23 protein-coding genes and 1 pseudogene are annotated in these 24,786 nt (G+C 45.5%); 12 read left to right on the top strand and 12 right to left on the bottom strand.

The features are described 5' to 3' along the window. Positions 1 to 41 precede the first annotated feature (41 nt). On the top strand, positions 42 to 1,628 hold the full coding sequence (gene thiP, locus R7Z77_RS11545) for a thiamine/thiamine pyrophosphate ABC transporter permease ThiP (RefSeq protein WP_086046505.1): 1,587 nt from the start codon (positions 42 to 44) through the stop codon (positions 1,626 to 1,628). Beyond that, complete coding sequence (thiQ, locus tag R7Z77_RS11540; RefSeq protein WP_047101922.1) at positions 1,628 to 2,332, top strand: thiamine ABC transporter ATP-binding protein; 705 nt, start codon at positions 1,628 to 1,630, stop codon at positions 2,330 to 2,332. Before thiP ends, thiQ begins: the two co-directional genes overlap by 1 nt. An 18-nt stretch (positions 2,333 to 2,350) precedes the next feature. Here the strand turns inward: thiQ and R7Z77_RS11535 are convergent. After that, a pseudogene (locus tag R7Z77_RS11535) lies at positions 2,351 to 3,297 on the bottom strand (LysR family transcriptional regulator). Between the two features lie 92 nt (positions 3,298 to 3,389). Between R7Z77_RS11535 and R7Z77_RS11530 the strand changes: the two are divergent. Further along, the gene (locus tag R7Z77_RS11530) at positions 3,390 to 4,466 is read left to right on the top strand and encodes an alkene reductase (protein WP_318136670.1); all 1,077 of its coding nucleotides are present in this window, start codon (positions 3,390 to 3,392) and stop codon (positions 4,464 to 4,466) included. Between the two features lie 63 nt (positions 4,467 to 4,529). Here R7Z77_RS11530 and R7Z77_RS11525 read toward each other — a convergent pair whose 3' ends face one another. The 4 genes from R7Z77_RS11525 to argR form a co-directional block, all read right to left on the bottom strand. Further along, the gene (locus tag R7Z77_RS11525; protein ID WP_017820275.1) at positions 4,530 to 4,967 is read right to left on the bottom strand and encodes a universal stress protein; all 438 of its coding nucleotides are present in this window, start codon (positions 4,965 to 4,967) and stop codon (positions 4,530 to 4,532) included. Between the two features lie 45 nt (positions 4,968 to 5,012). Further along, positions 5,013 to 7,592, bottom strand: a complete 2,580-nt coding sequence (locus R7Z77_RS11520) for a TRAP transporter permease (RefSeq protein WP_318136669.1) — start codon at positions 7,590 to 7,592, stop codon at positions 5,013 to 5,015. Positions 7,593 to 7,883: 291 nt separating this feature from the next. After that, positions 7,884 to 8,852, bottom strand: coding sequence for a TAXI family TRAP transporter solute-binding subunit (locus R7Z77_RS11515; protein WP_005379657.1), 969 nt, complete (start codon positions 8,850 to 8,852; stop codon positions 7,884 to 7,886). A 405-nt stretch (positions 8,853 to 9,257) separates the two neighbouring features. Further along, positions 9,258 to 9,728: a transcriptional regulator ArgR gene (gene argR / locus R7Z77_RS11510; protein ID WP_005379659.1), complete on the bottom strand. Its 471-nt coding sequence runs from the start codon at positions 9,726 to 9,728 to the stop codon at positions 9,258 to 9,260. A gap of 359 nt (positions 9,729 to 10,087) precedes the next feature. Between argR and mdh the strand changes: the two genes are divergently transcribed. Both mdh and R7Z77_RS11500 read left to right on the top strand, forming a co-directional pair. After that, complete coding sequence (mdh, locus tag R7Z77_RS11505) at positions 10,088 to 11,023, top strand: malate dehydrogenase (protein WP_005379660.1); 936 nt, start codon at positions 10,088 to 10,090, stop codon at positions 11,021 to 11,023. Between the two features lie 113 nt (positions 11,024 to 11,136). Further along, positions 11,137 to 11,328 (top strand): hypothetical protein, encoded by a 192-nt coding sequence (locus R7Z77_RS11500; RefSeq protein WP_005379661.1) that lies wholly within the window; start codon positions 11,137 to 11,139, stop codon positions 11,326 to 11,328. 94 nt (positions 11,329 to 11,422) lie between these two features. Here R7Z77_RS11500 and ispB read toward each other — a convergent pair whose 3' ends face one another. Further along, on the bottom strand, positions 11,423 to 12,394 hold the full coding sequence (gene ispB / locus R7Z77_RS11495) for an octaprenyl diphosphate synthase (protein ID WP_005383097.1): 972 nt from the start codon (positions 12,392 to 12,394) through the stop codon (positions 11,423 to 11,425). Positions 12,395 to 12,650: 256 nt separating this feature from the next. On the opposite strand from ispB, the gene rplU reads away from it, so the two are divergent. From rplU to folA, 6 genes are all read left to right on the top strand, one after another. Next, the gene (gene rplU, locus R7Z77_RS11490) at positions 12,651 to 12,962 is read left to right on the top strand and encodes a 50S ribosomal protein L21 (protein ID WP_005383096.1); all 312 of its coding nucleotides are present in this window, start codon (positions 12,651 to 12,653) and stop codon (positions 12,960 to 12,962) included. A 20-nt stretch (positions 12,963 to 12,982) separates the two neighbouring features. Next, a complete protein-coding gene (gene rpmA, locus R7Z77_RS11485) occupies positions 12,983 to 13,240 on the top strand; it encodes a 50S ribosomal protein L27 (protein ID WP_005383095.1) in 258 nt (85 codons plus the stop codon). Between the two features lie 212 nt (positions 13,241 to 13,452). Continuing rightward, on the top strand, positions 13,453 to 14,628 hold the full coding sequence (gene cgtA, locus R7Z77_RS11480; protein WP_258510024.1) for an Obg family GTPase CgtA: 1,176 nt from the start codon (positions 13,453 to 13,455) through the stop codon (positions 14,626 to 14,628). A 196-nt stretch (positions 14,629 to 14,824) separates the two neighbouring features. After that, positions 14,825 to 15,625, top strand: a complete 801-nt coding sequence (locus R7Z77_RS11475) for a threonine/serine exporter family protein (protein ID WP_318136668.1) — start codon at positions 14,825 to 14,827, stop codon at positions 15,623 to 15,625. Further along, positions 15,625 to 16,098: a threonine/serine exporter family protein gene (locus tag R7Z77_RS11470; RefSeq protein WP_005379665.1), complete on the top strand. Its 474-nt coding sequence runs from the start codon at positions 15,625 to 15,627 to the stop codon at positions 16,096 to 16,098. The genes R7Z77_RS11475 and R7Z77_RS11470 overlap by 1 nt, the downstream gene beginning before the upstream one ends. Before the next feature lie 9 nt (positions 16,099 to 16,107). Next, complete coding sequence (folA, locus tag R7Z77_RS11465) at positions 16,108 to 16,587, top strand: type 3 dihydrofolate reductase (protein WP_132936736.1); 480 nt, start codon at positions 16,108 to 16,110, stop codon at positions 16,585 to 16,587. 257 nt (positions 16,588 to 16,844) lie between these two features. Here folA and apaH read toward each other — a convergent pair whose 3' ends face one another. The 6 genes from apaH to lptD form a co-directional block, all read right to left on the bottom strand. Further along, the gene (apaH, locus tag R7Z77_RS11460; RefSeq protein WP_238855067.1) at positions 16,845 to 17,651 is read right to left on the bottom strand and encodes a bis(5'-nucleosyl)-tetraphosphatase (symmetrical) ApaH; all 807 of its coding nucleotides are present in this window, start codon (positions 17,649 to 17,651) and stop codon (positions 16,845 to 16,847) included. A 15-nt stretch (positions 17,652 to 17,666) separates the two neighbouring features. Further along, positions 17,667 to 18,047, bottom strand: a complete 381-nt coding sequence (gene apaG / locus R7Z77_RS11455) for a Co2+/Mg2+ efflux protein ApaG (protein WP_005379668.1) — start codon at positions 18,045 to 18,047, stop codon at positions 17,667 to 17,669. A gap of 75 nt (positions 18,048 to 18,122) precedes the next feature. Then, positions 18,123 to 18,932 (bottom strand): 16S rRNA (adenine(1518)-N(6)/adenine(1519)-N(6))-dimethyltransferase RsmA, encoded by an 810-nt coding sequence (gene rsmA, locus R7Z77_RS11450; RefSeq protein ID WP_005379669.1) that lies wholly within the window; start codon positions 18,930 to 18,932, stop codon positions 18,123 to 18,125. Further along, the gene (pdxA, locus tag R7Z77_RS11445; protein ID WP_005383085.1) at positions 18,929 to 19,927 is read right to left on the bottom strand and encodes a 4-hydroxythreonine-4-phosphate dehydrogenase PdxA; all 999 of its coding nucleotides are present in this window, start codon (positions 19,925 to 19,927) and stop codon (positions 18,929 to 18,931) included. Before pdxA ends, rsmA begins: the two co-directional genes overlap by 4 nt. Then, complete coding sequence (gene surA, locus R7Z77_RS11440) at positions 19,917 to 21,200, bottom strand: peptidylprolyl isomerase SurA (RefSeq protein WP_318136667.1); 1,284 nt, start codon at positions 21,198 to 21,200, stop codon at positions 19,917 to 19,919. The genes pdxA and surA overlap by 11 nt, the downstream gene beginning before the upstream one ends. Before the next feature lie 60 nt (positions 21,201 to 21,260). Beyond that, entirely contained in the window at positions 21,261 to 23,606 is a 2,346-nt protein-coding gene (gene lptD, locus R7Z77_RS11435; protein ID WP_172563391.1) for an LPS assembly protein LptD, read from the bottom strand. Positions 23,607 to 23,872: 266 nt separating this feature from the next. Between lptD and djlA the strand changes: the two genes are divergently transcribed. Then, positions 23,873 to 24,727 (top strand): co-chaperone DjlA, encoded by an 855-nt coding sequence (gene djlA, locus R7Z77_RS11430; RefSeq protein WP_203345702.1) that lies wholly within the window; start codon positions 23,873 to 23,875, stop codon positions 24,725 to 24,727. Positions 24,728 to 24,786: the final 59 nt, after the last annotated feature.

The following is a 24,786-nucleotide window of genomic DNA, read 5'->3' as shown; positions in this document are numbered from 1 at the left end:
CTGACGTTTCCATCCTCATCTGAATGAGATAGGTTTTACCTTTGAATTCTGTTCCAAAAATAGGTTTAGGGGTCGCGATGATCATCGCGACCTTTGTTATTTCTGCCCTAGGTGCTTTGATTGTTCAAGCCCCTTCACTTGATGTGTCTGTGGTATGGGGCGACCCGTACTATCAACATGTCACCAAGTTCAGTTTCTACCAAGCGTTTCTTTCCACATTGCTCAGTGTTGGCTTTGCCATTCCAGTAGCGCACGCACTTTCGCGTCGCCAATTTATTGGTAAATCATTACTGCTTAAGCTGTTTGCATCGACACTGGTTTTGCCGGTTTTGGTTGGTGTTTTTGGGCTGTTAGCGATTTATGGCAACAGTGGTTTGTTGGCGCAGTGGTTGCAAAGTTTCGACACTAAACTGCCATTCTCTATTTACGGTTTGAACGGCATTTTACTCGCCCATGTGTTCTTTAATTTACCTTACGCGGCACGATTGCTTCTGCAAGCCTTGGAGTCTATTCCTGCCGAGCAGCATAAGCTTTGCGCGCATCTTGGGATGAGCCATTGGGATAAGTTTCGCTGGGTAGAATGGCCGCGTTTAAGGCAGCAGCTTCCCCACGTTTGTGGGTTGGTGTTTATGTTGTGCTTTACCAGTTTTGCCACTGTAATGGCGTTGGGGGGAGGGCCAAAATCCACCACCATTGAATTGGCCATTTACCAAGCGATTAAGTTTGATTTTGATTTACAAGCTGGGGCGTTATTGGCGCTGTGGCAGATGCTGTTATGTGGACTGCTTGCTATTGGAGTGCAGAAGTTAACAAGGCCTGTTTCTATCAGTGCTGGAAGCACATCGGTACAGCAATATTTAACGAAGGATCATGGGTGGTCAAAAGCTTGGGATAGCTTTTGGATCATAGGTGCCTTTTTACTGGTAATACCGCCGTTATTGATGGTGTTACTGAGTGGCATCAACCAACAAGTTTGGACAGTATTAACCGATGAGCGTTTTTGGTCTGCGCTATTGAACTCTCTCAAAGTCGCCTGTGTCGCTAGCGCGCTTGCGGTCGCTGCAGGGGTGTCCATACTATTGACCAGTCGCCGTTGGCGGTTGCAGTACAAAAACACGCGAGCCGATCAGATAGAGTTAATCGGCACCATTATTTTGGTGACTCCAGGTCTGGTGATTAGCACCGGTTTATTCTTACTACTGCGCGCATTTACCGATGTTTTTAGCTTGGCATTTTTTGTCGTGATTTTGGTGAACGGTTTGATGGCTTTGCCTTACGTGATCAAAACGCTAGCGCAGCCAATGCTGCACATTGAACAACAGTATCAGTATGTATGTGCCAGCTTAGGCATGCGTGGCTGGCAACGGTTTAAAGTGGTGGAGTGGCAGGCGCTACGCAAGCCGTTTGCACATGCGTTTGCGATCAGCTTTATGTTTGCGATTGGCGATTTAAGTGCTATTGCGTTGTTTGGCGGACAAGAGTTCCGCACTTTACCTCTGTATTTATTCCAGCTGCTTGGCAGCTATCAGATGGACGCGGCTGCGGTGGTATCGGTGACCTTATTGTTGTTGAGTGTGGGCTGTTTTGCCTTGATTGAGAAAGTATTGAAAACGAAGGAGAGAGCGTAATGTTAGTGTTGGATGATGTGCAGTACACCTACCAACGTGAACTGTTTCGTTTTGACTTAACGATTGAGCAAGGACAGATTGTATCGCTGATGGGACCAAGTGGGGCAGGGAAGTCAACCTTGCTGGCGTTGGTGGCAGGATTCATCCATCCTGACCGTGGTGATATTTGTGTTGATGGTGAGTCCATTGTGCGTAAAGAGCCTTATCTGCGTCCGTTCTCTATGTTGTTCCAAGAGCACAATTTGTTTGCTCACTTATCGGTGCGTGACAATATCGGTTTGGGCTTACACCCGGGGCTAAAGCTCACGGTGGACCAAAATCGTCAGATTGAACAAGCCGCGCAGCAAGTTGGTGTTGCAGAGTACCTCGACCGTTTGCCAGAGCATCTTTCTGGTGGCCAGCGTCAACGTGTTGCCTTAGCGCGTTGTTTTGTTCAGCCTCATCCCATGTGGCTGTTGGATGAGCCGTTCTCGGCGCTTGATCCGGTGTTGCGTGAAGAGATGCTAGGCTTGGTAAAAAAACTGGCAGCAGAGCGGGGAATAACCGTATTGATGGTCACGCACCATTTAAGCGATGCCAAAGCGATTGCCAGCCACTTTGTGTTTGTGGCGGATGGTAAAGTGGAAGCCGCGGGTGATATGTCTGCATTGAGTGAACAGCATGCTAGTGAGAAGCTTGCGGCATTTATCCGAGCCGCATGCTAGTGCCCGATAGTTGCTAGGTTATGCTTCTCCGCAACACAAACCATGCCTAGGGCCAAATTCAAATTGAGATCTTAAGCTCATGATATGGTCAATCATTGCTTGTACGCGCCGTGGGCGGTTTGCTCCAGGACGATACACTAAATAAATAGGCATTGGTACCGTGTGCCATTGCGGCAACACTCTGACTAAGGTGCCACTTTCTAGCTCTTGCGTCATGTTCTGCACAGGTAAGTTCGCGATGCCTAGTCCTTTAAGTGCGCCTTTTAATATTGCTTCTACAGTTGTACTTGAAAAGTTACTGGTTATTGAAACATTGACGGTATTATCGTGTGAGATCAGCGTCCAAGGTCCTATTTCTGAAACATATTGATACCTCAAACAGTTATGTTTTGTCAGGTCTTCTGGCGTTTCAGGTACGCCGAACTCAGCTAAATACTCAGGCTAGCAGCCAGGACTCGAGTGGTATAGCCTAATTTTTTCGCGATTAATCGATCATCAACTATCTGACCGACTCGAATTGCCATATCAAAGCCGTGTGAAAACAGATCAACAAAATCGTTCGATGCTTCTAACGCAATTTGTACTTTTGGCCATTGTTTTAAAAATGGCAAAAAGATGTGCTCCGCCATATACGCATCCAACGCTGGTGGCGCGGAAATACGCAGCCGGCCTTGGATCTGTTGTTCCATCTCCTGAACGTCATGGCCAATTGAGTGGAATTCCTCAACTAAGCTTGCAGCACGCTCTAAAACCATTTGGCCAGCTTCGGTGATCACTAACTTTCGGGTTGTGCGCTCTAGCAGTTTGGCTTCAAAGTGTTGTTCGAGTTTGGTTATGGCTTTGCTAACAGTAGATTTTGGTAGGTTTAACTCCAGCGCGCACTTGGTTAAGCTCAGTAGTCGACAGCTTGTGACAAAGATAGAAAGCGTTCTAAAGTTAATTGTTTCTAAATTGCGAACAATCACTTTCAATTATCCATATTGTTTCAATATTAATCTGATTATAGTCTGGCACCTCATCCTTAGCCATCAAGTTATTGTCATTTGAGGTAAACACCATGTCCAACGCTGTAGACTTATTTTCTCCTATCGAACTCGGTCAATTAGCATTAGATAACCGTGCCATTATGGCGCCTTTAACGCGAGCTCGTGCTGGTGCGGACCATATTCCTAATGACCTTATGGTTGAATACTACGCTCAACGTGCGAGTGCCGGACTTATCATTGCTGAATGCACCATGGTGATGGAAGGTACGTCTGCTTTCATGGCAGAGCCGGGCATTTACAGCGAAGAGCAAATCGCAGCTTGGAAAAAGGTAACGGATGCGGTTCATGAGAGAGGCGGTAAGATTGTACTGCAAATTTGGCATGCGGGACGAGCTTGTCATCCTGATCTGAATGAAGGAAAAACACCTGTAGCGGCGAGCGCATTGGCCATTCGTGATGAATTAGTCCATACCCCTTCGGGTAAGCAAGCATATACGGTACCACGAGCACTCGAAGTGGATGAGATAGCTTCCATTGTTGCGGCGTTTAAACAAGGTGCAGAAAACGCCAAGAAAGCAGGCTTTGATGGGGTCGAGATACATGGCGCCAATGGTTATCTTATTGATAACTTCCTTCGTGACGGTTCAAATTTACGTACCGATGAATACGGTGGTTCGGTTGAAAATCGTGCTCGATTTTTACTTGAGATAGTGAAAGAAGTCGTTGAGGTGTGGGGACCTGGAAGAGTCGGTCTGCGCACATCTCCGCTAAATGGATTTAATGACATGAAAGACAATGATCCAGTTGGCTTGGTGCGTTACTTAGCAGAGCAACTTAATTCTTTCGATCTTGCTTATTGGCACGTGATGCGTGCGGATCTGAAAGGCGTACAAAAAGCAGATGTTCTCAAGCCAGCACGCGAAAACTATAAAGGTCACTTAATGGCGAACGTGGGCTACAGTGCACAAGAAGCGGCAACAGCAATTGCAGAAAACAAAGTTGATGTGGTCGCATTTGGCGTTCCCTTTATCGCAAACCCAGATTTAGTCGAGAGATTTAAGAAAAATGCACCTCTTAATGAGGCGAAACCAGAACACTTTTATTTGGGGGGAGCAGAAGGTTATACCGATTACCCAGTGATGGCATAACCCTTACTTGTTTAATATAAAAAGGACGCTAATGTTAGCGTCCTTTTTCGTTTCTGTATTTACTTAGCCTTGCGGTTTTACGACCATCACATTGATTGGAGAATATTCCACAACCTTACTCGCGACAGAGCCAAGCATTACTTTATTGATTTTAGAGCGCTTGTGGCTTGGCATAATGATGAGATCAGCGCCTAAACGTTCTGCATAATCAAGAATGGTCGCGTAGGCCTTGCCTTCAGCAACATGCACTTGGTAAACCACATCTTCAGCAATATGCTCATTAGCGAAAGCTTTTAGTTGCTGCTTCACGTCTTGCTTCATTTTGGCTGCAGCATCTTTCGGAAAGTATGTGGCAACCATCGACATGTGAATACCAGGTAGTACCGTCAGAAGATGGATTTGAGCATTTGCTTGCTTTGCCTGCCAAACCGCTAGTTCAACTGCTCGGTCTGAAAAGCCTTGGTCATTTAGATCAACCGGAACAAGAATTTGTTTGTACATTCAATGTCTCTCATTAAGGCCCCTTTATCCTCGGGGCCAAATCGGTTATGCGCTCAATTGTTCCTTACGAGCACGACGTTTTTGGTTCATTGCAAGCACCAGCAAAATCATTAAGCATGGTACAAACACCCACTCTTTCATCGGACGGTCTGCATCCTGGATAACCCACTTGATTTCCCAATCAAAGTCGATACCTGCGGACTCTGCTGGACTACCAAATTCAACCATATCGACAATCATTTTGTTGTCACTTTCGGTCAGCATCAGACCCATAGATGAAATACGTGCGTCTGCTGTTGTCGCACTGTCTTCGAATGGAAGACGAACCGTTTTCTCAATGTAGTCGCCCTCAAGGTTTTCACCGGCAACACGTAACTCCAATGATTCTCCTACATTTAGTGTTTCCGTGATTTGAGCTACCTCAACGCCAGGAGAAAGAACTTTCGCTGGGTACAGCATGTCCCACCAAAAACCTGGACGGAAAAACGAAAACGTCAGTACTAATAATAGGACTGTTTCCCACCACTTGTTACGCGTGAACCACCACCCTTGAGTTGCCGCAGAGAAAATCAGCATTGCAATGATCGATGAGATGACCGTGAGTGCCAAATGCCACCAAGAGTCGATCCCCATTAACAATAACTGGGTATTGAACACAAACATGAACGGCAAAATAGCGGTTCGAATATCGTAAGTAAAACCTTGGATACCGGTACGAATTGGATCTGATTTCGCAATTGCGGCTGCTGCAAAAGCTGCAAGACCTACAGGTGGGGTATCGTCGGCCAAAATACCAAAGTAGAAAACGAACAAGTGCACCGCTATCAACGGGATAATCAAGCCATGCGCCGCGCCGAGCGTAACAATAACCGGCGCCATTAGCGTAGAGACCACGATGTAGTTCGCCGTTGTTGGCAGACCCATCCCCAGAACCAAGCTAATGATGGCGGTAAACAGCAGCATAAGAATGATGCTGCCACCAGAGATAAACTCGACGAAGTCGGTCATCACTAGGCCGATACCCGTTAGTGTAACAACACCAACAACGGTGCCCGCTGCCGCGGTTGCAACGCCGATACCAATCATATTGCGCGCACCAGAAACTAAGCTCTCGGCAAGATCGACAAAGCCATCTTTGGTTTGCTGAAGCATGTCACCTTGCTTTGACAGCAGTGCAATCAACGGACGTTGAGTGAGCAAAATGAAAATCATGAACACCGTTGCCCAGAATGCCGAAAGGCCAGGTGAGAAACGTTCGACAGTCAAACACCAAACTAATACGACGATAGGGAGTAGGTAGTGCAAGCCTGACTTAACGGTTGGGCCAGGATCAGGTACTTCTGTTAATTCTGCATCAATCTCAATTGCGCCATCTTGCACGTGATTTGCTGAGACTTTCACCAACCCAACGTACGCGATTAATAGTGCGACGGTAACAATTGGTGTCGCGGCATCACCAAAGACGTCTTTTGTCCAACCCACTCCGTAGTAAACCAATGCGCTGATCACACACAATCCTAAGATTGTGCCAGTAAAGGACAGCAGACTTTGTACTAGTGTTGGGTTGTGGCGACGAGGAAGGCCCGTCATGCCTGCTTTACACGCTTCAAGGTGAACAATGTAAATTAAAGCAATATAAGAGATTAGCGCTGGAAGTAGGGCGGCTTTAATCACCTCAACGTAGGAGATACCGACGTATTCCACCATCAAAAATGCTGCTGCACCCATGATTGGCGGTGTTAACTGACCATTGGTTGAAGCCGCTACCTCTACCGCACCCGCTTTTGTGCCGGGAAAGCCAACACGCTTCATCAGTGGAATGGTAAAGGTGCCAGTTGTTACTACGTTTGCGATTGAAGAACCAGAAACCAGACCAGATAAACCTGATGCAACAACGGCCGCTTTAGCTGGACCACCTTTCATATGGCCAAGCAACGAGAAGGCAACGTTAATGAAGTAAGCACCAGCACCAGCGCGTTCCAGCATTGCTCCAAACAATACAAACAAGAAGACAAAAGAGGTAGAAACACCTAGCGCAACCCCAAATACGCCTTCTGTTGTTAGCCACAAGTGAGACATGGCCTTGTTCAAGCTTGCCCCTTTGTGCGCGATAACGTCAGGCATGTAAGGGCCTGCAAAGGTGTAAGTAAGGAAAACAGCAGCCACGACCATTAATGGTGGACCAAGAGCTCGGCGTGTTGCTTCTAAAAGGAGGATCATACCGATAACAGCAACAACGATATCAACCGTTGTCGGTGCGCCTGAGCGTCCTGCTAGCTCGGTATAAAAAAGGTATATATAGGCTGCTGAAAAGCTGCCAGCCAACGCGAGTATCCAATCAACAAGAGGGATATGATCGCGAGGAGAATTCTTCATCGCTGGATAAGCAGTGAAAGCCAAAAAGATCGCGAAAGTAAGGTGGATAGATCGCGCTTCCGTGTCGTTCAGTACGCCAAAATTGAAAATAAATGGTAACGGGGATGCGTACCATAATTGAAATAGTGACCAACACAGAGGAACAAACCAAAGGATTCGTCCTTGCATTCCCGAAGGGCTACGTGCACCTGTGTCTGCCTGAGCCACCATTTCTTGCACATCTTGTGACGGAGCTTGATTCGTCGCCATGTACTTTTTCCTTATTATTGATGGTCCTGTCTGATTTTTATCGAGAACCACACTTCGCCTCTATCAGTGTAGTGAATGGAGCGAAGTTTGCTTTCGAGTATTTTGCTGCCTGAACTCAAAGTGTTGATTGTTGGATACTCTGTTAGGCGGCGTTTAAGTTTTCTTGGGTATGAGCTCGCAGTTTTCAGAAGAAAACTGGCGAATGATGCATACAGTTAGAACGTGCTATAACCTGTATGCTCAAACAGGCAGAAAATATTCTTTCCTGCCTGTATGTAGAGTCTGAGGAAATTACTTAATTAGACCCATTTCTTTGTAGTATTTTTCTGCACCTGGGTGAAGAGGAATAGAAAGACCAGCTTTCACCATGTCTTCTTTCTTCAAGTTTGCGAATGCAGGGTGTAGACGTTTGAAGGTATCAAAGTTTTCAAACACAGCTTTTGCCACGTTGTAAGCGACATCGTCTGAAACATCAGAGGTCGTTACCATTGTTGCTGCAACACCAAAGCTGTTTACGTCTTTGTCTGTACCACGGTACATACCAGCCGGTACTGAGCTAAAGGCGTAGTATGGGTTGTCGGCAACAATTTTATCGATTTTAGGGCCTGTTGCTGAAACTAGCTTCGCATCACATGATGTGGTTGCTTCTTTGATTGAACCGTTCGGGTGGCCGACCATGTAAATGAAGGCGTCAATTTTGTTATCACAAAGTGCCTGAGAGCGTTCAGAGCCTTTTAGCTCAGACGCCAATTTGAAGCTGTCGTTTGTCCAACCCATCGCTTCCATGACAACGCCCATCGTTGCACGGTCACCAGAGCCTGGGTTACCGATGTTTACTCGCTTACCTTTCAGGTCTTCAACGTTTTCAATACCTGAATCTGCACGCGCAATGATGTTGAAAGGTTCTGTATGAAGAGAGAACATTGCGCGTAGCTTCTTGTACGGGCCTTGTTCTTCAAACTTGCTCGTACCGTTGTAGCCGTGGTACTGCCAATCCGATTGCACGATACCAAAATCTAATTCGCCCGCACGGATAGTGTTAACGTTGTAAATTGAGCCACCAGTTGATTCTACTGAACAACGGATGTTGTGGTCTTTACGACCTTTATTTACCAACTTACAGATAGCACCACCAGTTGGGTAGTAAACACCAGTCACAGAGCCAGTACCGATGGTAATAAACTCTTGAGCGTTAACTGCGCCTGCGCCCATTACGGCTGCAGCGATAGCGCCTACTTTGAGAAGTTTGTTAAATGCCATGAATTTCCCTTCCTTATATTCATTATTTACCCGGAAATAACCATAAATCACTTCTGGAGTTTCCTATTTGGAAACGGCACCTTTTTCAATCCAATCGTTTGAAAAAGCGAGCGAATCATAACAAAAAATTGGCAGAAAATTATCCAATTGTTAAATGTTATAGTTGATAAGTCTGAATTTTGTATCAGGGGATAGGATTCAATTTGTGATTTAATTCTTTTTATAACAAATACTTAATTAACATTTAGTGACTGAAATGAAAAAGATCAATTGCGTGATGTTAATCACAAAACGGATGGTTAAAGAATGAGCGGAGTAAGCAAAAAATTTACATAAATTATGGGCTACAAAATGAGACTTCTTTTATAACCCACAATGAGTTAGCTGATTGAAGCTTTATAGAACTTAACCAGTATATTCGAACAGCTCGCACACTGATTTGAAGAGTTGCTCAGTCGTAATTGCCATGGTTGGCGTAATGAAAATGGTATCGTCACCTGCGACAACACCAAGAATACCTTCGGATTTACCGAGTGAATCAAGCAAGCGAGCAATCAACTGTGCTGCACCTGGGCCGGTGTGAATTACTACTAACGCTGCGTTACGATCGATGTCTAGTACCAGTTCACGCAGAGAGCTGCTGACTGTTGGGACACCTAGCTCAGCAGGAAGACAGTAAACCATTTCCATTTTTGCATTGCGCGTACGGACGGCGCCAAATTTAGTCAGCATACGTGAGACTTTAGATTGGTTGATACTCTCAAACCCTTGCTGTTTGAGTGCGTCAACAATCTCGCCCTGTGAGCCAAAGCTTTCTTCTTTTAACAGGGCTTTAAAGGCGCGAACTAAGTTGTCTTGTTTTTCTGAATTGCGCATAGTCATTACAAATCTCTTATTACGGGTCAGCAATTTTGCATATTCTCGCATATATATTCAGGCGGTGCCAAAGAGTCCCAGTATTATGTTAGATGCGTCACTGTAAACTATATACCACATAGAATTCTTTAGCGCGCTGAAGTAGGGCTGTATCTGTTTTCTTGAATTCCTTGTCATTTCAACAGAATAAAAGAATAATCCAGGCCCCATTTGTAGCACGGTAACAGCGAGTTGCGCGAGGTCGCAAAGCTAGCGTTAATTGATTGTAATCAAGTTGTGATTCCGATAGCTTTATTTAAGTTGGTTACAAACTACCCTACGAATACGTTTATAAGAGAAATACTCTCAAGGAGAACTACATGAAAGTAGCCGTTATTGGTGCCGCTGGTGGCATCGGTCAAGCCCTGGCCCTTCTACTTAAGAACCGTCTTCCTGCTGGTTCTGATCTAGCCCTATATGATATTGCTCCAGTAACTCCTGGTGTGGCCGCTGATCTTAGCCACATCCCTACGCCAGTTTCTATCAAAGGTTACGCTGGTGAAGATCCTACTCCAGCACTAGAAGGCGCGGATGTTGTGCTAATTTCTGCTGGTGTTGCGCGTAAGCCAGGTATGGATCGTGCGGATCTATTTAATGTAAACGCTGGTATCGTTAAATCGCTAGCGGAGAAGATTGCGGTTGTTTGTCCGAAAGCTTGTGTTGGTATCATCACAAACCCTGTAAATACAACAGTGCCAATTGCTGCTGAAGTTCTTAAAAAAGCGGGTGTTTATGATAAGCGTCGTCTATTTGGTGTAACAACGTTGGATGTTATCCGTTCAGAAACGTTTGTTGCTGAGCTAAAAGACAAAGATCCAGGTGACGTTCGCGTGCCAGTTATTGGTGGTCACTCTGGCGTAACGATCTTACCTCTACTGTCTCAAGTAGAAGGTGTTGAGTTTACAGCTGAAGAAGTAGAAGCATTAACGAAACGTATTCAAAATGCAGGTACTGAAGTTGTAGAAGCGAAAGCGGGTGGTGGTAGTGCAACACTATCAATGGGCCAAGCTGCATGTCGCTTTGGTCTGTCTCTGGTTCGTGCTCTTCAAGGTGAAGAAGGCGTAGTTGAGTGCGCTTACGTTGAAGGCGACGGCGAACACGCGACTTACTTCGCGCAACCTGTGAAACTGGGTAAAGAAGGCGTTGAAGAAGTACTAAGCTACGGCAAACTCAGCGATTACGAAAAGTCTGCATTAGACGGTATGCTAGAAACACTAAATGGCGACATCAACATTGGTGTTGAATTCGCAAAGTAATCTAGAAAGCCTATATAAGAAGAAAGCCGATCATTTTGATCGGCTTTTTTGATCCTTGATTTCTCAACTTCGTAAAAATGGTCGAATAAAACCACGTAGTGAAGGAGAAGATGATGGAAGCGAGTCGAATCCGTAAAGGCATGGTTGTTGAGTGCCAACAAGGCGTCGGTACGATATTAGTGGTCGACCATGAAGCAGAGACGGTATTGTTGTCCAAACAAGGGACTGAACAGCAACTCGCCGTTAGCTTTGATGAAATAGAAGATGATCCACAACTGCATGGCGGTAGTGACAGATATTACTAGCGCCTCGGGGCGTCGTCATTAGGTATCAAACGTAAAAAAGGAAGAGCATGCTCTTCCTTTTTGCTATAAGTCTTGCGTTATGGGTAGCTATTGATTACTTCGTGCGTTGTACTGCGACATGAGCCAGAGTAACAAGCGCTTGTTTGTATTCAGACTCTGGCAACACTGATAGTTCTGCGATTGCTTTGTCTGCTTCTTCTAGAGCTTTTTGCGTTGTGTATTCCAGAGAGCCTGCTTCTTTCATGACCGCAAGAATTTCTTCTAAGCGATCCATGCCATTCGCTTTCTCAATCGCTTCACGAATCATGATTGCGTTTTCTGGTGTGGTATTACGCATAGCATGGAGTAGAGGTAAAGTTGGCTTACCTTCGGCCAAGTCATCACCCACATTTTTACCCATGTCTTCGCCATCAGAAGTGTAATCCATGACGTCATCAATGAGCTGAAACGCAGTGCCTAGATACTTACCGTAATTTTGCATTGCGATTTCCACATGCTCAGGAGCATCATTTAAGATTGCACCGATTTGAGTTGCGGATTCAAATAAGCGCGCAGTCTTAGAGTAGATGACTTGCATGTAGCTTTCTTCTGTCGTGTCAGGGTCGTTACAGTTCATCAACTGCTGTACTTCACCTTCGGCGATCACGTTTACGGCATTGCTCATTAGTTTAAGGATCTTCATGGATCCTAGTTCCGTCATCATCTGAAATGAGCGTGTATAGATAAAGTCCCCAACTAATACGCTAGCCGCATTGCCAAATGCTGCATTCGCAGTGGCTTTACCACGGCGCATGTCTGATTCATCTACCACGTCATCATGCAGCAAAGTTGCTGTATGGATGAACTCAATAAACGCAGCTGCCATTGTATGACCATTGCCTTGGTAACCAAGTGCACGGGCTGACAGTATCGCTAAAAGCGGTCTTAGACGTTTGCCTCCACCACTCACGATATAAAAACCGAGCTGGTTGATTAAAGAGACATCAGAATTAAGTTGGGCTTGAATTGTTTCATTCACTTTTGCCATGTCATCGGCAGTAAGCGCTTGGATAGTTTTAAAATCCATCGTATATCCGGCTGAAGTTAGACCCTGCAAGGCTTATTCGATTTATATAATTGTCGAATAATACACTAAAAAACGTTGATTAATACATTACTAAAGGGCATGATTGCCGCACTTTTCTTTGGCGATTAGCTTTTCGCCAATTTTTTCAAAATATGGCTTGTCATAGGAGCATCTATTCTGTAGAATCTGCGCCCTATTGATGATTAGTTTAGCGCACACCCTCAAGAAAGGCTGTGCGGAAAAAGCGGAGTAAAATATGTACGCTGTTTTCCAATCTGGTGGTAAACAACACCGTGTAAGCGAAGGTCAAACTCTTCGTTTAGAGAAATTAGACGTTGAAACTGGTGCAACTGTAGAATTTGATAAAGTTCTTCTTGTTGCTAACGGCGAAGACATCAAAGTTGGTGCTCCTCTTGTAGAGGGCGGCAAAATTGTTGCTGAAGTTGTACAACACGGTCGTGGCGATAAAGTTAAAATCGTTAAGTTCCGTCGTCGTAAGCACTCTCGTAAGCAACAGGGTCACCGTCAGTGGTTCACTGAAGTGAAGATCACTGGTATCAACGCTTAATCTATTAGGAGAGTTTAACAATGGCACACAAAAAAGCTGGTGGTTCTACTCGTAACGGCCGCGATTCAGAAAGCAAACGTCTAGGTGTTAAGCGTTTCGGTGGTGAATCTGTACTTGCAGGTAACATCATCGTTCGTCAACGTGGTACTAAGTTCCACGCTGGTAACAACGTAGGTATCGGTAAAGACCACACTCTATTCGCTCTTACTGAAGGTAAAGTGAAGTTCGAAGTAAAAGGTCCTAAGAACCGTAAGTTTGTAAGCATCGAAGCTGAGTAATTAGGTTTTTAACCAAATTACTTAATAGCTTTAAGCTGAATTCAAAAGCCCTGCCGAATCGGCGGGGTTTTTTATTTGTGGCAGTCGACATATCGAAGTTTCTCGCTAAGATCCTAAGCGATTTGAATCTGGGAGCTTAGATCTGTCATCTGCTAAAATTGTCGGATGACATAGTAAGATTTAATCCACGCACGAAGTAGTCGGAGTAAAAGATGAAGTTCGTAGATGAAGCGGTAGTAAAAGTTCAGGCTGGTGATGGCGGTAGTGGCGTTGTCAGTTTCTGGCGTGAAAAATTCATCACTAAAGGTGGCCCTGATGGCGGTGATGGCGGTGACGGTGGTGATGTTTATATCCAAGCCGATGAAAACCTAAATACCCTGATTGATTACCGTTTCCAGCGCTTCTACGAAGCTGAGCGTGGTGAAAACGGTCGCGGTGGTAACTGTACAGGTAAGCGTGGTAAAGACATCGTTCTTCGTGTACCTGTGGGTACGCGCGCTGTGGATATCCACACAAATGAAATCGTGGCGGAAGTTGCTGAACACGGTAAGAAAGTGATGATCGCAAAAGGCGGTTGGCACGGTCTAGGTAACACGCGTTTCAAATCTTCAGTAAACCGCGCGCCTCGTCAGAGAACATTGGGTACAAAAGGTGAAGTACGCGAAATTCGCCTTGAGCTATTGCTTCTTGCTGATGTGGGTATGCTTGGTCTACCTAATGCCGGTAAATCAACCTTTATCCGCGCAGTATCAGCAGCAAAGCCGAAAGTCGCTGATTACCCATTCACGACTTTGATCCCAAGCTTGGGTGTCGTAAGTGTCGTACCAGAGAAAAGTTTTGTTGTTGCAGACATCCCTGGTTTGATCGAGGGTGCAGCAGATGGCGCTGGCCTTGGTATTCGATTCTTGAAGCACTTAGAGCGTTGTCGAGTGTTGCTGCACATGATCGATATTATGCCAATTGATCAGTCCGATCCGGTGCAAAATGCATTGACGATCATTGATGAATTAGAACAATACAGCGAAAAACTGGCAAGTAAGCCGCGCTGGTTAGTGTTCAACAAAGTTGATCTAATGCCTGAAGAAGAAGCGAATGAGAAGATCCAAGAAATCTTAGACGCACTAGGTTGGGAAGACGAGCACTTTAAGATCTCGGCGATCAATCGTAACGGTACTAAAGAGCTTTGTTACAAACTGGCTGACTTTATGGATAACCTACCTCGCGAAGAGGAAGAAGTGGCTGAAGAAGATAAAGTTAACTTCATGTGGGATGATTACCATAAAGATGCGATGGCGGGTAAAGACGTTATCACTGAAGATGACGACGACGATTGGGATGACTGGGACGATGAAGAAGATGACGGTCACGTTGTCTACGTTCGTGACTAATCAGAACGGTCAAACAATGCCTGTTTGCCTATAATTCATTAAGCCGCAATTATTTATTGCGGCTTTTTTTGTATCTAAATCATATTTAGGTGATGTGATTTACGGCACAATAACTGATACGTCGTGTTTTTTTGAGGGTTAGTTTGGCCCTCGCGCGTATGAATGAGTAACACCCTAAAAGGAATTAGACTTATTTATGACTCTAGAAACCATACCGCCTAGAGAGTTGGCGGTATCTACTCAACGATCGATTTCTCGTCTTGTCGCCCAAGCCGGACAAATGCTACTTGCTCATGGTGCTGAAAGTACTCTTGTGAGCGATATTATGCGTCGTATTGGCCTTGCTTGTGGGGTGAATGAAGTTGCGGTAGCACTATCAGCTAATGCATTGGTTGTGACGACGGTAATGGATGGGCATTGCATCACCACCACCCGAAGCTGCGCTGATCGTGGCATCAATATGCGCGTTATTACGCAAATTCAACGAATCTGTATCATGATGGAACGTGGTTTGCTCGATTCAACCATGGCGCAGAAAAAGCTGAACGCTATCAGTCCAGAGCGTTATAACCGCTGGTTGGTGGTGTTTATGATTGGCTTGTCTTGTGCGGCATTCAGTCATCTAGCTGGTGGTGATTGGGGAGTCTTCATCATGACCTTTTTAGCTTCAGCTGGTGGCATGATCGTTCGCCAAGAAATTGGTCATCGTCATTTCAACCCTCTATTGAACTTTGCTGCGACCGCTTTTGTGACTACCTTAATTTCAGCACAGGCGGAAATTTACCAAATCGGTAATCTACCTACCGTAGCAATGGCATCGTCGGTATTAATGCTTGTACCTGGTTTCCCACTCATTAACTCTGTCGCAGATATGTTGAAAGGCCACATTAATATGGGGATTGCTCGATTTTTGATGGCTAGTTTACTAACGTTGGCGACATGTTTGGGGATCGTTGCTGCGATGAGTGTAACTGGAATTTGGGGGTGGGCTATCTAATGAGTTTATTTGATTTGATGTTTGGCCTTTTGAATGACATGTTTTTTGCGGCGATTCCCGCCGTAGGATTTGCATTGGTTTTTAACGTACCACAAAGAGCTTTAGTGTATTGCGCTGTTGGTGGCGCGATTGGTCATGGTAGCCGCTACTTGATGATGCAGTTTGGCATTCCTATTGAGTGGGCAACCTTTTTTGCTGCGACGTTAGTTGGGATGATTGGTGTGTACTGGTCTCACCGTTTTCTCGCGCATCCAAAAGTGTTTACTGTGGCTGCTTTGATCCCGATGGTGCCGGGTGTGTTTGCGTACAAAGCAATGATCGCTATGGTAGAGATCAATCATGTTGGCTACTCACCCGAGCTTGTCGCAACCTGTATGGAAAACTTTCTTAAGGCCATGTTTATTATTGCAGGTTTAGCTGTTGGTCTTGCGGTTCCAGGGCTGTTATTCTATCGCCGCAGACCAATTGTATAAGGACCTAACATGATCATTAGTATGATTGCCGCGATGGCCGACAATCGCATCATTGGCAAAGACAATCAAATGCCTTGGCATCTTCCCGCCGATTTTGCTTGGTTTAAGCGTTGTACCATGGGAAAACCGGTTGTGATGGGACGCAAAACCTATGAGTCTATTGGTCGCCCTTTACCTGGTCGCTTGAATATTGTTATCAGCCGTGATGAGACACTAAAGATCGAAGGCGTCACTACCGTAACATCGATTGAGCAAGCTTTGGACGTGGCTGGTGACGTGGAAGAAGTGATGATCATTGGTGGTGGTGCGATTTACGCATCTTGTCTGCCTATGGCCAATAAACTGTATGTAACACACATTGAAGCGGCCATTGATGGTGATACTCAGTTCCCAGATTGGGGAGACGAGTTTAAGGAAACTTACTCAGAAATGTATCAAGCCGATGAGAAGAACGCCTACAACATGCGTTTTACGGTGTTAGAGAAGTAATTCGAGATTAAAACGGGGTAATGCCGTTCGTATAGCAGCGAGCGGTCATCCCAACCTACCGTCATCCTGAAAAGCGACGAACGAGCGAGGTTCAGGATCCTCTATACGAGTACTTTGTTGTCAAAGGTATTTCTATCTATTCGCAGCGCGAGGATATTAGATTCCTAGTCTCGTTAAGGCTCGTTGGAATGACCCTACAGGAGGTGTTAAGTGACAGGTATTCCTCCTACTATGGATTATCGACTGTTATTCAGTGTTTAACTTAACGCATCCTGAGTAAAAATTTTCTTATCTTCCCAACGGATCATGGTCAGGCTTCCGCCCCAAACGCAGCCAGTATCTAGCCCGATGACTTCGTTGTTCATATAGCCTTGTAGTGCAGCCCAGTGCCCAAAGAGCACCGCTTTGTTTAAGTGGATACGTTTAGGCACATCAAACCATGGAATAAGTTCGTTACCGGAAACTTGTTGCGGTGGCAATTTACAATCCATATCCAAACGACCATTAGGGAAACAAAAGCGCATCCGCGTAAAAGCATTGATAATATAACGGTATCGGTCCAAACCTTGTAGAGAGTCATCCCAGGAATCAGGTTGATTGCTGTACATGTTTTTTAATAGCCAAGGCAGCTCTTCACTTTGGATGATGCGCTCAACTTCTCGGGCACACTTTCTCGCTGTTTTTAGATTCCACTGCGGTGATATGCCAGCGTGACACATCACGAACTCGTCATGCTCGGCCATTAGAGGTTGCTGAGCTAGCCATGTCAGTAATTCCTCTTTGTCAGGGGCCGTGAAAATAGGTGCGGTTCTATCTTTGTCTTTGACCTTTTTTATCCCGTGAGCCACTGCGAGAAGGTGAAGATCGTGATTACCAAGCACCACGATTGCGCTTGCGCCAAGTGACTTCACAAAGCGTAACGTTTCTAGTGATTTAGGCCCTCTGGCGACCAAATCACCAGCAAGCCAAAGTTGGTCTTTTTTCGCAGAGAAAGATACTTTTTCTAGTAGTCGCTGCAATTCATCAAAACAGCCTTGGATGTCACCAACAATATAGGTAGCCACTGAATCTCCAATTTACTAATTTAAAACATTTGGAACAGCCAAGCGAAATGGTTCGATTTCGGTGATGAACTCTTGCCCTTTCTCATCCAGCATTTTGTAGTGTCCTTGCATAACGCCGACAGGGGTTTCTAACGCGGTTCCGCTACTGTACGTGTATTCATCATTGCTTGGAATAAAGGGCTGCTGGCCTACCACTCCGTCACCTTCAACCGTCATTTGCTTGCCATTCGAGTCTGTGATTAGCCAGCGGCGGCTCACTAACTGTACGGTTTGCTGGCTAAGGTTTTTGATGGTGATGATATAAGCGAAAACGTAGCGTTGTAGCTCTGGGTTGGACTGTTCTTCGATGTATTTGGTGTGAACTTGAATTTTGATGCAAGGTTGAATGACGTCCATGTGCACTCCTCAGAAACGTAATATCCCAATAATAATAAGCCAAACCTACAAGGGTTTGGCTCATTGTTTGAGTTCTTAGTGCTGCGGGTTATCCGCAAGCCAGTTCGCCATTGCGACGAATTGTTCTAGCGTCAGGTTCTCTGGACGCATGCTTGGGTTAACACCTAGTTCTTCTAGTACTTCTGTGCTTAACAACGATTTGTAGCAGTTACGAACTGTTTTACGACGTTGGTTAAAGCCTTCACGACAAACGCGATCGAGCAAACGCAGATCTTTCGCCGGGCATGGCAGCTCTTCGTAAGGTACTAAACGAACAACGGCAGAATCCACTTTCGGTGGTGGAACGAATGCCGTTGGCGGTACTTCCAGTACCGGTACCACTTTACAGTAGTACTGAGCCATTACCGTTAAACGGCCGTAAGCTTTGCTGCCAGGGCCGGCGGCTAAGCGGTTTACCACTTCTTTTTGCAACATAAAGTGCATGTCTTGAATGTCTTTATGGAACTCAAAAAGGTGGAACATCAATGGTGTAGAGATGTTGTACGGCAAGTTACCAAAAATGCGCAGCTTGTTGTTTGGCTTCACTAGTTGAGTGAAGTCAAAACGCATAGCGTCACCCTCATGGATGGTCAACTTATCTGCCAGTTCAGGGTGAGTACGTAGGCGTTCCGCCAGATCGCGGTCTAATTCGATAACTGTGAACTTATCTACTTCACGACCTACTGGCTCAGTAATTGCTCCAAGACCAGGACCGATTTCAACCAGGTTTTGACCTGGTTTTGGGTTAATCGCTGATACGATTCCATCAATAATGTATGGATCGTTCAGGAAGTTTTGACCAAAACGTTTACGCGCTTTGTGTCCTAAATGGACATCATTTCTCATTGTTTCTTCTCTACCAAATCTATCGCATGCGTGAGCGCTGTTCGGAAACTCCCTGTATCCGCTTGACCTGTCCCTGCCAGATCTAATGCAGTACCGTGGTCCACCGATGTTCTAATAAAAGGTAGACCAAGAGTAATGTTTACTGAACGACCAAAGCCTTTGTATTTTAATACTGGCAACACTTGATCATGGTACATGCCTAAAACAGCATCAGCATCATTTAAATATTTTTCATTGAAAATGGTATCAGCCGGCAGAGGGCCGATCAGGTTGATACCTTTTTCTTGTCGAATTTTTTCCAGTGTCGGAGTGATGGTTTCGATCTCTTCACGACCTAAGCAGCCATCTTCGCCAGCATGAGGGTTAAGCCCGCAAACGTAGATGTTTGGTTGTGCGATAGCAAACTTTTCTACAAGGTCTTTATGAAGAATATCGATGATTTTTTCTAATCGCTCTTCGGTGACAGCTTTGGACACATAAGCTAAAGGAATATGTGTTGTAACCAGCGCCACGCGTAGTCCTTCCGTTGCTAGCATCATTACGACTAGCGGCGTTTGTGACTTCTCGGCGAAAAATTCAGTATGACCACTGAATGCAACACCTGCGCGATTAATCACCCCCTTATGAACAGGGCCGGTGACAATAGCATCAAATTCATCATTCATACAGCCTAAAGCCGCTCTTTCTAGCGTTTTTAGTACATAGTGGCCATTCGCTTCATTGAGCTCGCCTGCGACCGCAGGTTCCGATATTTGGATATGGTCAACGATAAGCGTGCCCGCTTTTTGTGCTTTAGGTGCTTCTTCTGGATTGTAATCAGACAGTTGGACTTCGATGCCAAGCTGCTTGGCTCGCTCCGTCAGCATATTCTTATCGGCACAGACGACAATTTGGTGCGCCCAATCTTCTTTCGATAGGGCAAGCACTAAGTCTGGGCCGATACCCGCAGGTTCCCCTGCGGTTACGACAATTCTACGAATTGTATTAGTTGTCATTGTTGTCATCCACGATTTCAACAAACGCACTTGCGCGTAGCTCTTGCATCCATGCGCCCGCTTCTTCATTAAATTTACGGTTAAATAGAATACGGTAAGCTTTGTTCTTCATCGCTGAGTCAGTACGGTCAACTTGGCGACGATCCAACACTTCAACGATATGCCAGCCGTGAACGGTTTTGAACGGTTCGCTGATTGAGCCAACTGGCAGAGTTTCTACTTGGTGCTTGAATTCTGGCACGTAAAGATCTGGTGTTTGATAACCTAGTTCACCGTCTTGTGCTGCCGAGCCAGGATCTTGACTGTATTGTGTTGCCAATTGAGCGAACGTTGCTTCACCGGCTTTGATGCGGCGTACAAATTCATTCAGTTGCTTCTTCGCCCCTTCGTCGCTCAGAATCACTGTTGGTTTAATCAAAATATGACGCGCATTTACTTCCGTTACCGAAACCGTTTCTAGGCCTTTTACATCCTCTATTTTTAGGATGTGGAAACCAACGCCACTACGGAATGGACCAATAATGCTGCCTTTATTTTGCATCTTGATCTGATCAGCAAAGATGGTTGGCATCTCTTCTTTACGCATCCAGCCCCAATCACCACCTTGTAAAGCTTTAGGACCTTTAGAGTAGGTGTAGGCCATCTCCGTAAAATCTGCACCTTCGTTTAGCTTTTTCGCGAGCGCTTTAGCTTCTGCTTCTACAGCAGATTTTTCTTTATCGTCAGAGAAGCGCAGTTGAATGTGTCCAATTTTGTATTGAACAGTCGCATTGGTTTCTTGTGATAGTTGCTCAGCAAGGCTATCTACCTCTGCTGGAAGGATATTAATACGGCGACGAACCAGTGCATTGCGGGCTTCTGATGCGGCGATTTCCTTACGAATTTGTTCGCGGAATTCTGGGTAACTTAAACCTTCACTTTCTACAGAAGCAGCGAGTTGTTCTACTGTTTGCTCATTATTACGTGCGATCTCCGCAATCGCTTGGTTTAAACGGTTGTCGTCAATACGTACACCGATACGGTCTGCTTCTTGGCCTTGCAACGTGTCAATAATCAGCTTTTCAACAACTTGTTCTGTTAACACGCTAGCAGAAGGTAAGCTTTTTCCGCTTTGACGTGCGTTGGCTTGCAGCGTTTTCATCGCTGTTTCGATGTCGCTTTGTAGAATTACACCGTCGTTCACGATGACCGCAACCTTATCGATCTCTACTGGTGCTGCAACCGCTCCGCAAGAGAGTAGGGTCGTGAATAAGATTGATTTCCAAATTTTCATTTAAAATTCCGTCAGTATTTTTTGAATAGGCGTCTTAAATGAATAAGACGCCTATTTCGATTAATTGTTCAGATAGAATGGGCGGCCGTACTTAATCGCGTTGTCAGAACCATCCAGTTCTTTGACTGCAGTGTCTTCACGCTGATTGGTCGCAAAGCCTTGAATACCGAAGTTAACGCTAAAGTTATTTTCGTATTCAGGTGATGCGCCAGTGCTGCCGATAGTTTGGTTTTTCCAACCAAGCAATTGGTTGGCGTAAGTCACACCAATGTACCAACAGTCAGACTGGTAACGCAGGCTCGCTAGCCATTCTAGGTCCGCATTTTCATTGAGGTCGTAGTAGTATTGACCACTTGCAGACCAGTTCGGGTTGAACTCGTAGGCCGCTACAATACCTGCTTGTGAAATGCCTTTACGAGTAATTGTGTCTAGGTTTTCGAGAATGATCGTATCTTCGATGTATTCACGCGTGACGTAACGATAGTTACCCTGAATAAAGCCACCGTTAAATTGGTACTCTAAGGTACTGTTCGCCAACTGCATGGAGCTCAAATCGATATCGTATTGAATTCCACCGTGATAGAACAAGTAATCGTTGTAGTTGAAATCGGCTTCAATCGCCCATGATGAATAGTTGGTGGTCTCATCCGGAAGATTTGGGCTGTTGCTCAGTTTGGTCTTTTTATCGAAGTAGTAAATCTGACCAAATGAAACGTTAAGACGCTCTTTATAGTCATCATCAAAGAAGCGAGTACTCGCACCGTAGCTTAACTGGTTCGCCGAGGCGATTTTATCAATGCCACTGTACTTACGACTGCGGAATAGCCCGTAGTAGTCGGTTTGTAGCAAGGTGGTATCGTAGTTGTAGATGTTGGTTTGATCTTCTTCAGGTACGTACAAGTACTGCAGCTGAGGCTCCAGTGTTTGTGTGTAGCCCTTGATCCAGCTTGTATCTCGCTCTAAGTAAAGTTGCGCATGCGTACGGAACTCAGGAATAACACGAGAAACTTCATCATCCAACTGGTTTTGCAAGTTTACATCTGTCAAACCCGTTAAGTCTTGAGAGTAATACGTAGAGAGCACACGCGCTTCTGTTGTCCACGTTGCCCATGAGTTTGAGAGTGGTAATGTAAGCCCTGGTTCAATGTGAACACGGGTCGCATTTGGTCGCGCAGCATCGCTGGTATCGAAGCGGCTGACTTGGCTCTTCACGTCAAAGTTAAGGTAATCTCCCCACAACGGCGTGTAGTAGTTCAAGTCTAACTGAGGAAGCAGGCGATAAGGGCGGTTCTCTTCTTTCAATAAGATTTGGAAGTCACGAACGGTTAACGAGGCATCCCAGAAGTCAGAACGATATTGTACTTGTCCTTCTTGGACCAGTTGACCATCTTCACGGTTACCAATGTCGGAGTCGAGATCGAGGAAGTAATCAATATCACTCACTTTTGAGTAATCGACTTTGACTATCCACTGTTTATTGATGATACCGTCGTGTTTAACTTGGTAGCCCCAACGAGACTCGTCCTGATATTTGCGATCACTATTGAGGTATTCGCCTTTGATTTCCCCATTTCCCCAACCATCTGTTAGATAGCGGAAATCAGTATCGAGTTTTGTACCACGTTGCTGCATATAGAGCGTGGTGAGTGTCATGTCATATTGAGGCGCGATGTTCCAATAGAATGGCACCTCGACTTCCATACCATCACTAGAACCGTACGATAAAGAAGGGAAGAGGAAACCCGTTTTACGCGTATCTCCAATTGGCATGGTTAGATACGGCACATAGAAAACAGGCACATCTAACACTTCAAATCGAGGGTGGTGCAGCGTCGCTGTCTCTTCATCTTGGTCAACATCGATGCCTGACGCAACCAATCGCCATGAATTATCGCCTTGAGGGCACGATGTGATAGAGCCGTCTTCGAGTTCATAAACCGACTGACCTGTGCGAGCGATATAGGCTGCAGTGCCTCGGCCTTGTTGGCAAAGGAACTGATAATCGGTGTTCTCAAGTGAAAACGTATCTTGATTAATGTCGTTAGTAACACGATCAGATCGAGCTTTGACTTGGCCGTCATTGAAAGTCACGTTGCCTTCGGCAACCACGACGTTGTCTTGTTGGTGCAGCGTTACGCTATCTGCGGTAATTTTCTTCTGGCCTTGGGTGACTTGTACATTACCTGAGTACTGAGCTTTGTCACCATTGATGGCTTGCAGGGTGTCAGCTTCTACCACTACTGGGGTATTAAGAGCGTCCTCCTCGCCACTTGTATCGACCAAACATTGATCTGTGGCGGGCATTTCCTGCACACTATCATGGATATTCGCTTCAGCTTGAGTGGTGGGTACAAACAAGGCGGTGCTGATAGAGGCCGCTAAAAATGTGCGGGAGAAATGTTGCATTGAATTGAACTTTCCTGTGTCACTACTACTCGATGGCTATAGGGCTTGTTGTACCCTAGCGTAATAGCCAAATGAATCAACTATAGTCGCATTTATCCCAGCGTATTGATTCACTGTGGCATAATGACGACAAAATAGCTGCAAAGATAAGCAGGCGAAATGGCCTAGCCGAAATAAAACTAATTCCATTATCATAAAGGAAATCGTTGCATCCGGCACTATAAGACCGCCGTCGTCGATAAAAATTCATTGATAGAGAACACATAATGCATATTTTTGGCAAAATTCTGGGTGCCTTTTTTGGCTTGTTACTTGGCGGGCCGCTAGGTTTACTCTTTGGCTTATTTATTGGCCATCAATTCGATAAAGCACGTCGCTTGAGTCAAGCCGGGTTCTCTACTGGCGGCTTTGGAAAAGGGCCAAGTCAAGCTCAGCGCCAAGAAGAGTTTTTTAAAGCGGCGTTTGCGGTAATGGGACATGTGGCAAAAGCGAAAGGCCAAGTCACCAAAGAGGAAATCCAACTGGCTTCAGCCATGATGGACCGCATGAATTTGCATGGCGAACAGCGTCGCGCAGCGCAAGACGCGTTTCGTGAAGGTAAAGACAGCGACTTTCCGTTAGAAGATGTTCTTGTTCGTGTGAAAATTTCGACAGCTGGTCGCTTTGACTTGTTGCAATTTTTCTTAGAGCTGCAAATCTCGGCGGCCTTTGCCGATGGATCGATCCACCCGAGTGAACGAAATGTACTACACAAGATTGCACGTGGTTTGGATTTCTCTTCTGAGCAATTAGAGCGTCGTTTGCAAATGCAAGAAGCCGCATTTCGTTTCCAAAGCCAGGGCGGTTTTCATGGTCAGCACCAAGGCCAATCTTCAGGTGGTAGCTGGCAACAAGCTTCACAAGCGGATCAGTTGGCCGACGCGTACAAAATTCTGGATGTGTCTTCAGATGCAGACAGTAAAACCGTCAAGCGTGCTTATCGTAAATTGATGAACGAGCATCACCCGGACAAATTGATGGCTAAAGGTTTACCACCAGAGATGATGAACGTCGCGAAAGAGAAATCTCAAGAGATTCAAAACGCTTACGATCTTATTAAGAAGGTTAAAGGCTTTAAGTAGTCGGACGTTTTCTATCAAACATTTGGATGTAAAAAAGGGCACTCAGTGCCCTTTTTCAT

The sequence above is a fragment of the Vibrio sp. 1401 genome, from assembly GCF_033340295.1.
The sequence above is the reverse complement of the archived record's forward strand: the minus strand, read 5'-3'. Positions and strand labels throughout refer to the sequence as shown.

Excerpts from the sequence above, each read along its gene's own strand:
- thiQ (WP_047101922.1), top strand. The coding sequence starts at position 1,628 with ATGTTAGTGTTGGATGATGTGCAGTACACCTACCAACGTGAACTGTTT.
- R7Z77_RS11530 (WP_318136670.1), top strand. The coding sequence starts at position 3,390 with ATGTCCAACGCTGTAGACTTATTTTCTCCTATCGAACTCGGTCAATTA.
- R7Z77_RS11525 (WP_017820275.1), bottom strand. The coding sequence starts at position 4,967 with ATGTACAAACAAATTCTTGTTCCGGTTGATCTAAATGACCAAGGCTTT.
- R7Z77_RS11520 (WP_318136669.1), bottom strand. The coding sequence starts at position 7,592 with ATGGCGACGAATCAAGCTCCGTCACAAGATGTGCAAGAAATGGTGGCT.
- R7Z77_RS11515 (WP_005379657.1), bottom strand. The coding sequence starts at position 8,852 with ATGGCATTTAACAAACTTCTCAAAGTAGGCGCTATCGCTGCAGCCGTA.
- argR (WP_005379659.1), bottom strand. The coding sequence starts at position 9,728 with ATGCGCAATTCAGAAAAACAAGACAACTTAGTTCGCGCCTTTAAAGCC.
- mdh (WP_005379660.1), top strand. The coding sequence starts at position 10,088 with ATGAAAGTAGCCGTTATTGGTGCCGCTGGTGGCATCGGTCAAGCCCTG.
- R7Z77_RS11500 (WP_005379661.1), top strand. The coding sequence starts at position 11,137 with ATGGAAGCGAGTCGAATCCGTAAAGGCATGGTTGTTGAGTGCCAACAA.
- ispB (WP_005383097.1), bottom strand. The coding sequence starts at position 12,394 with ATGGATTTTAAAACTATCCAAGCGCTTACTGCCGATGACATGGCAAAA.
- rplU (WP_005383096.1), top strand. The coding sequence starts at position 12,651 with ATGTACGCTGTTTTCCAATCTGGTGGTAAACAACACCGTGTAAGCGAA.
- rpmA (WP_005383095.1), top strand. The coding sequence starts at position 12,983 with ATGGCACACAAAAAAGCTGGTGGTTCTACTCGTAACGGCCGCGATTCA.
- cgtA (WP_258510024.1), top strand. The coding sequence starts at position 13,453 with ATGAAGTTCGTAGATGAAGCGGTAGTAAAAGTTCAGGCTGGTGATGGC.
- R7Z77_RS11475 (WP_318136668.1), top strand. The coding sequence starts at position 14,825 with ATGACTCTAGAAACCATACCGCCTAGAGAGTTGGCGGTATCTACTCAA.
- R7Z77_RS11470 (WP_005379665.1), top strand. The coding sequence starts at position 15,625 with ATGAGTTTATTTGATTTGATGTTTGGCCTTTTGAATGACATGTTTTTT.
- folA (WP_132936736.1), top strand. The coding sequence starts at position 16,108 with ATGATCATTAGTATGATTGCCGCGATGGCCGACAATCGCATCATTGGC.
- apaG (WP_005379668.1), bottom strand. The coding sequence starts at position 18,047 with ATGGACGTCATTCAACCTTGCATCAAAATTCAAGTTCACACCAAATAC.
- rsmA (WP_005379669.1), bottom strand. The coding sequence starts at position 18,932 with ATGAGAAATGATGTCCATTTAGGACACAAAGCGCGTAAACGTTTTGGT.
- pdxA (WP_005383085.1), bottom strand. The coding sequence starts at position 19,927 with ATGACAACTAATACAATTCGTAGAATTGTCGTAACCGCAGGGGAACCT.
- surA (WP_318136667.1), bottom strand. The coding sequence starts at position 21,200 with ATGAAAATTTGGAAATCAATCTTATTCACGACCCTACTCTCTTGCGGA.
- lptD (WP_172563391.1), bottom strand. The coding sequence starts at position 23,606 with ATGCAACATTTCTCCCGCACATTTTTAGCGGCCTCTATCAGCACCGCC.
- djlA (WP_203345702.1), top strand. The coding sequence starts at position 23,873 with ATGCATATTTTTGGCAAAATTCTGGGTGCCTTTTTTGGCTTGTTACTT.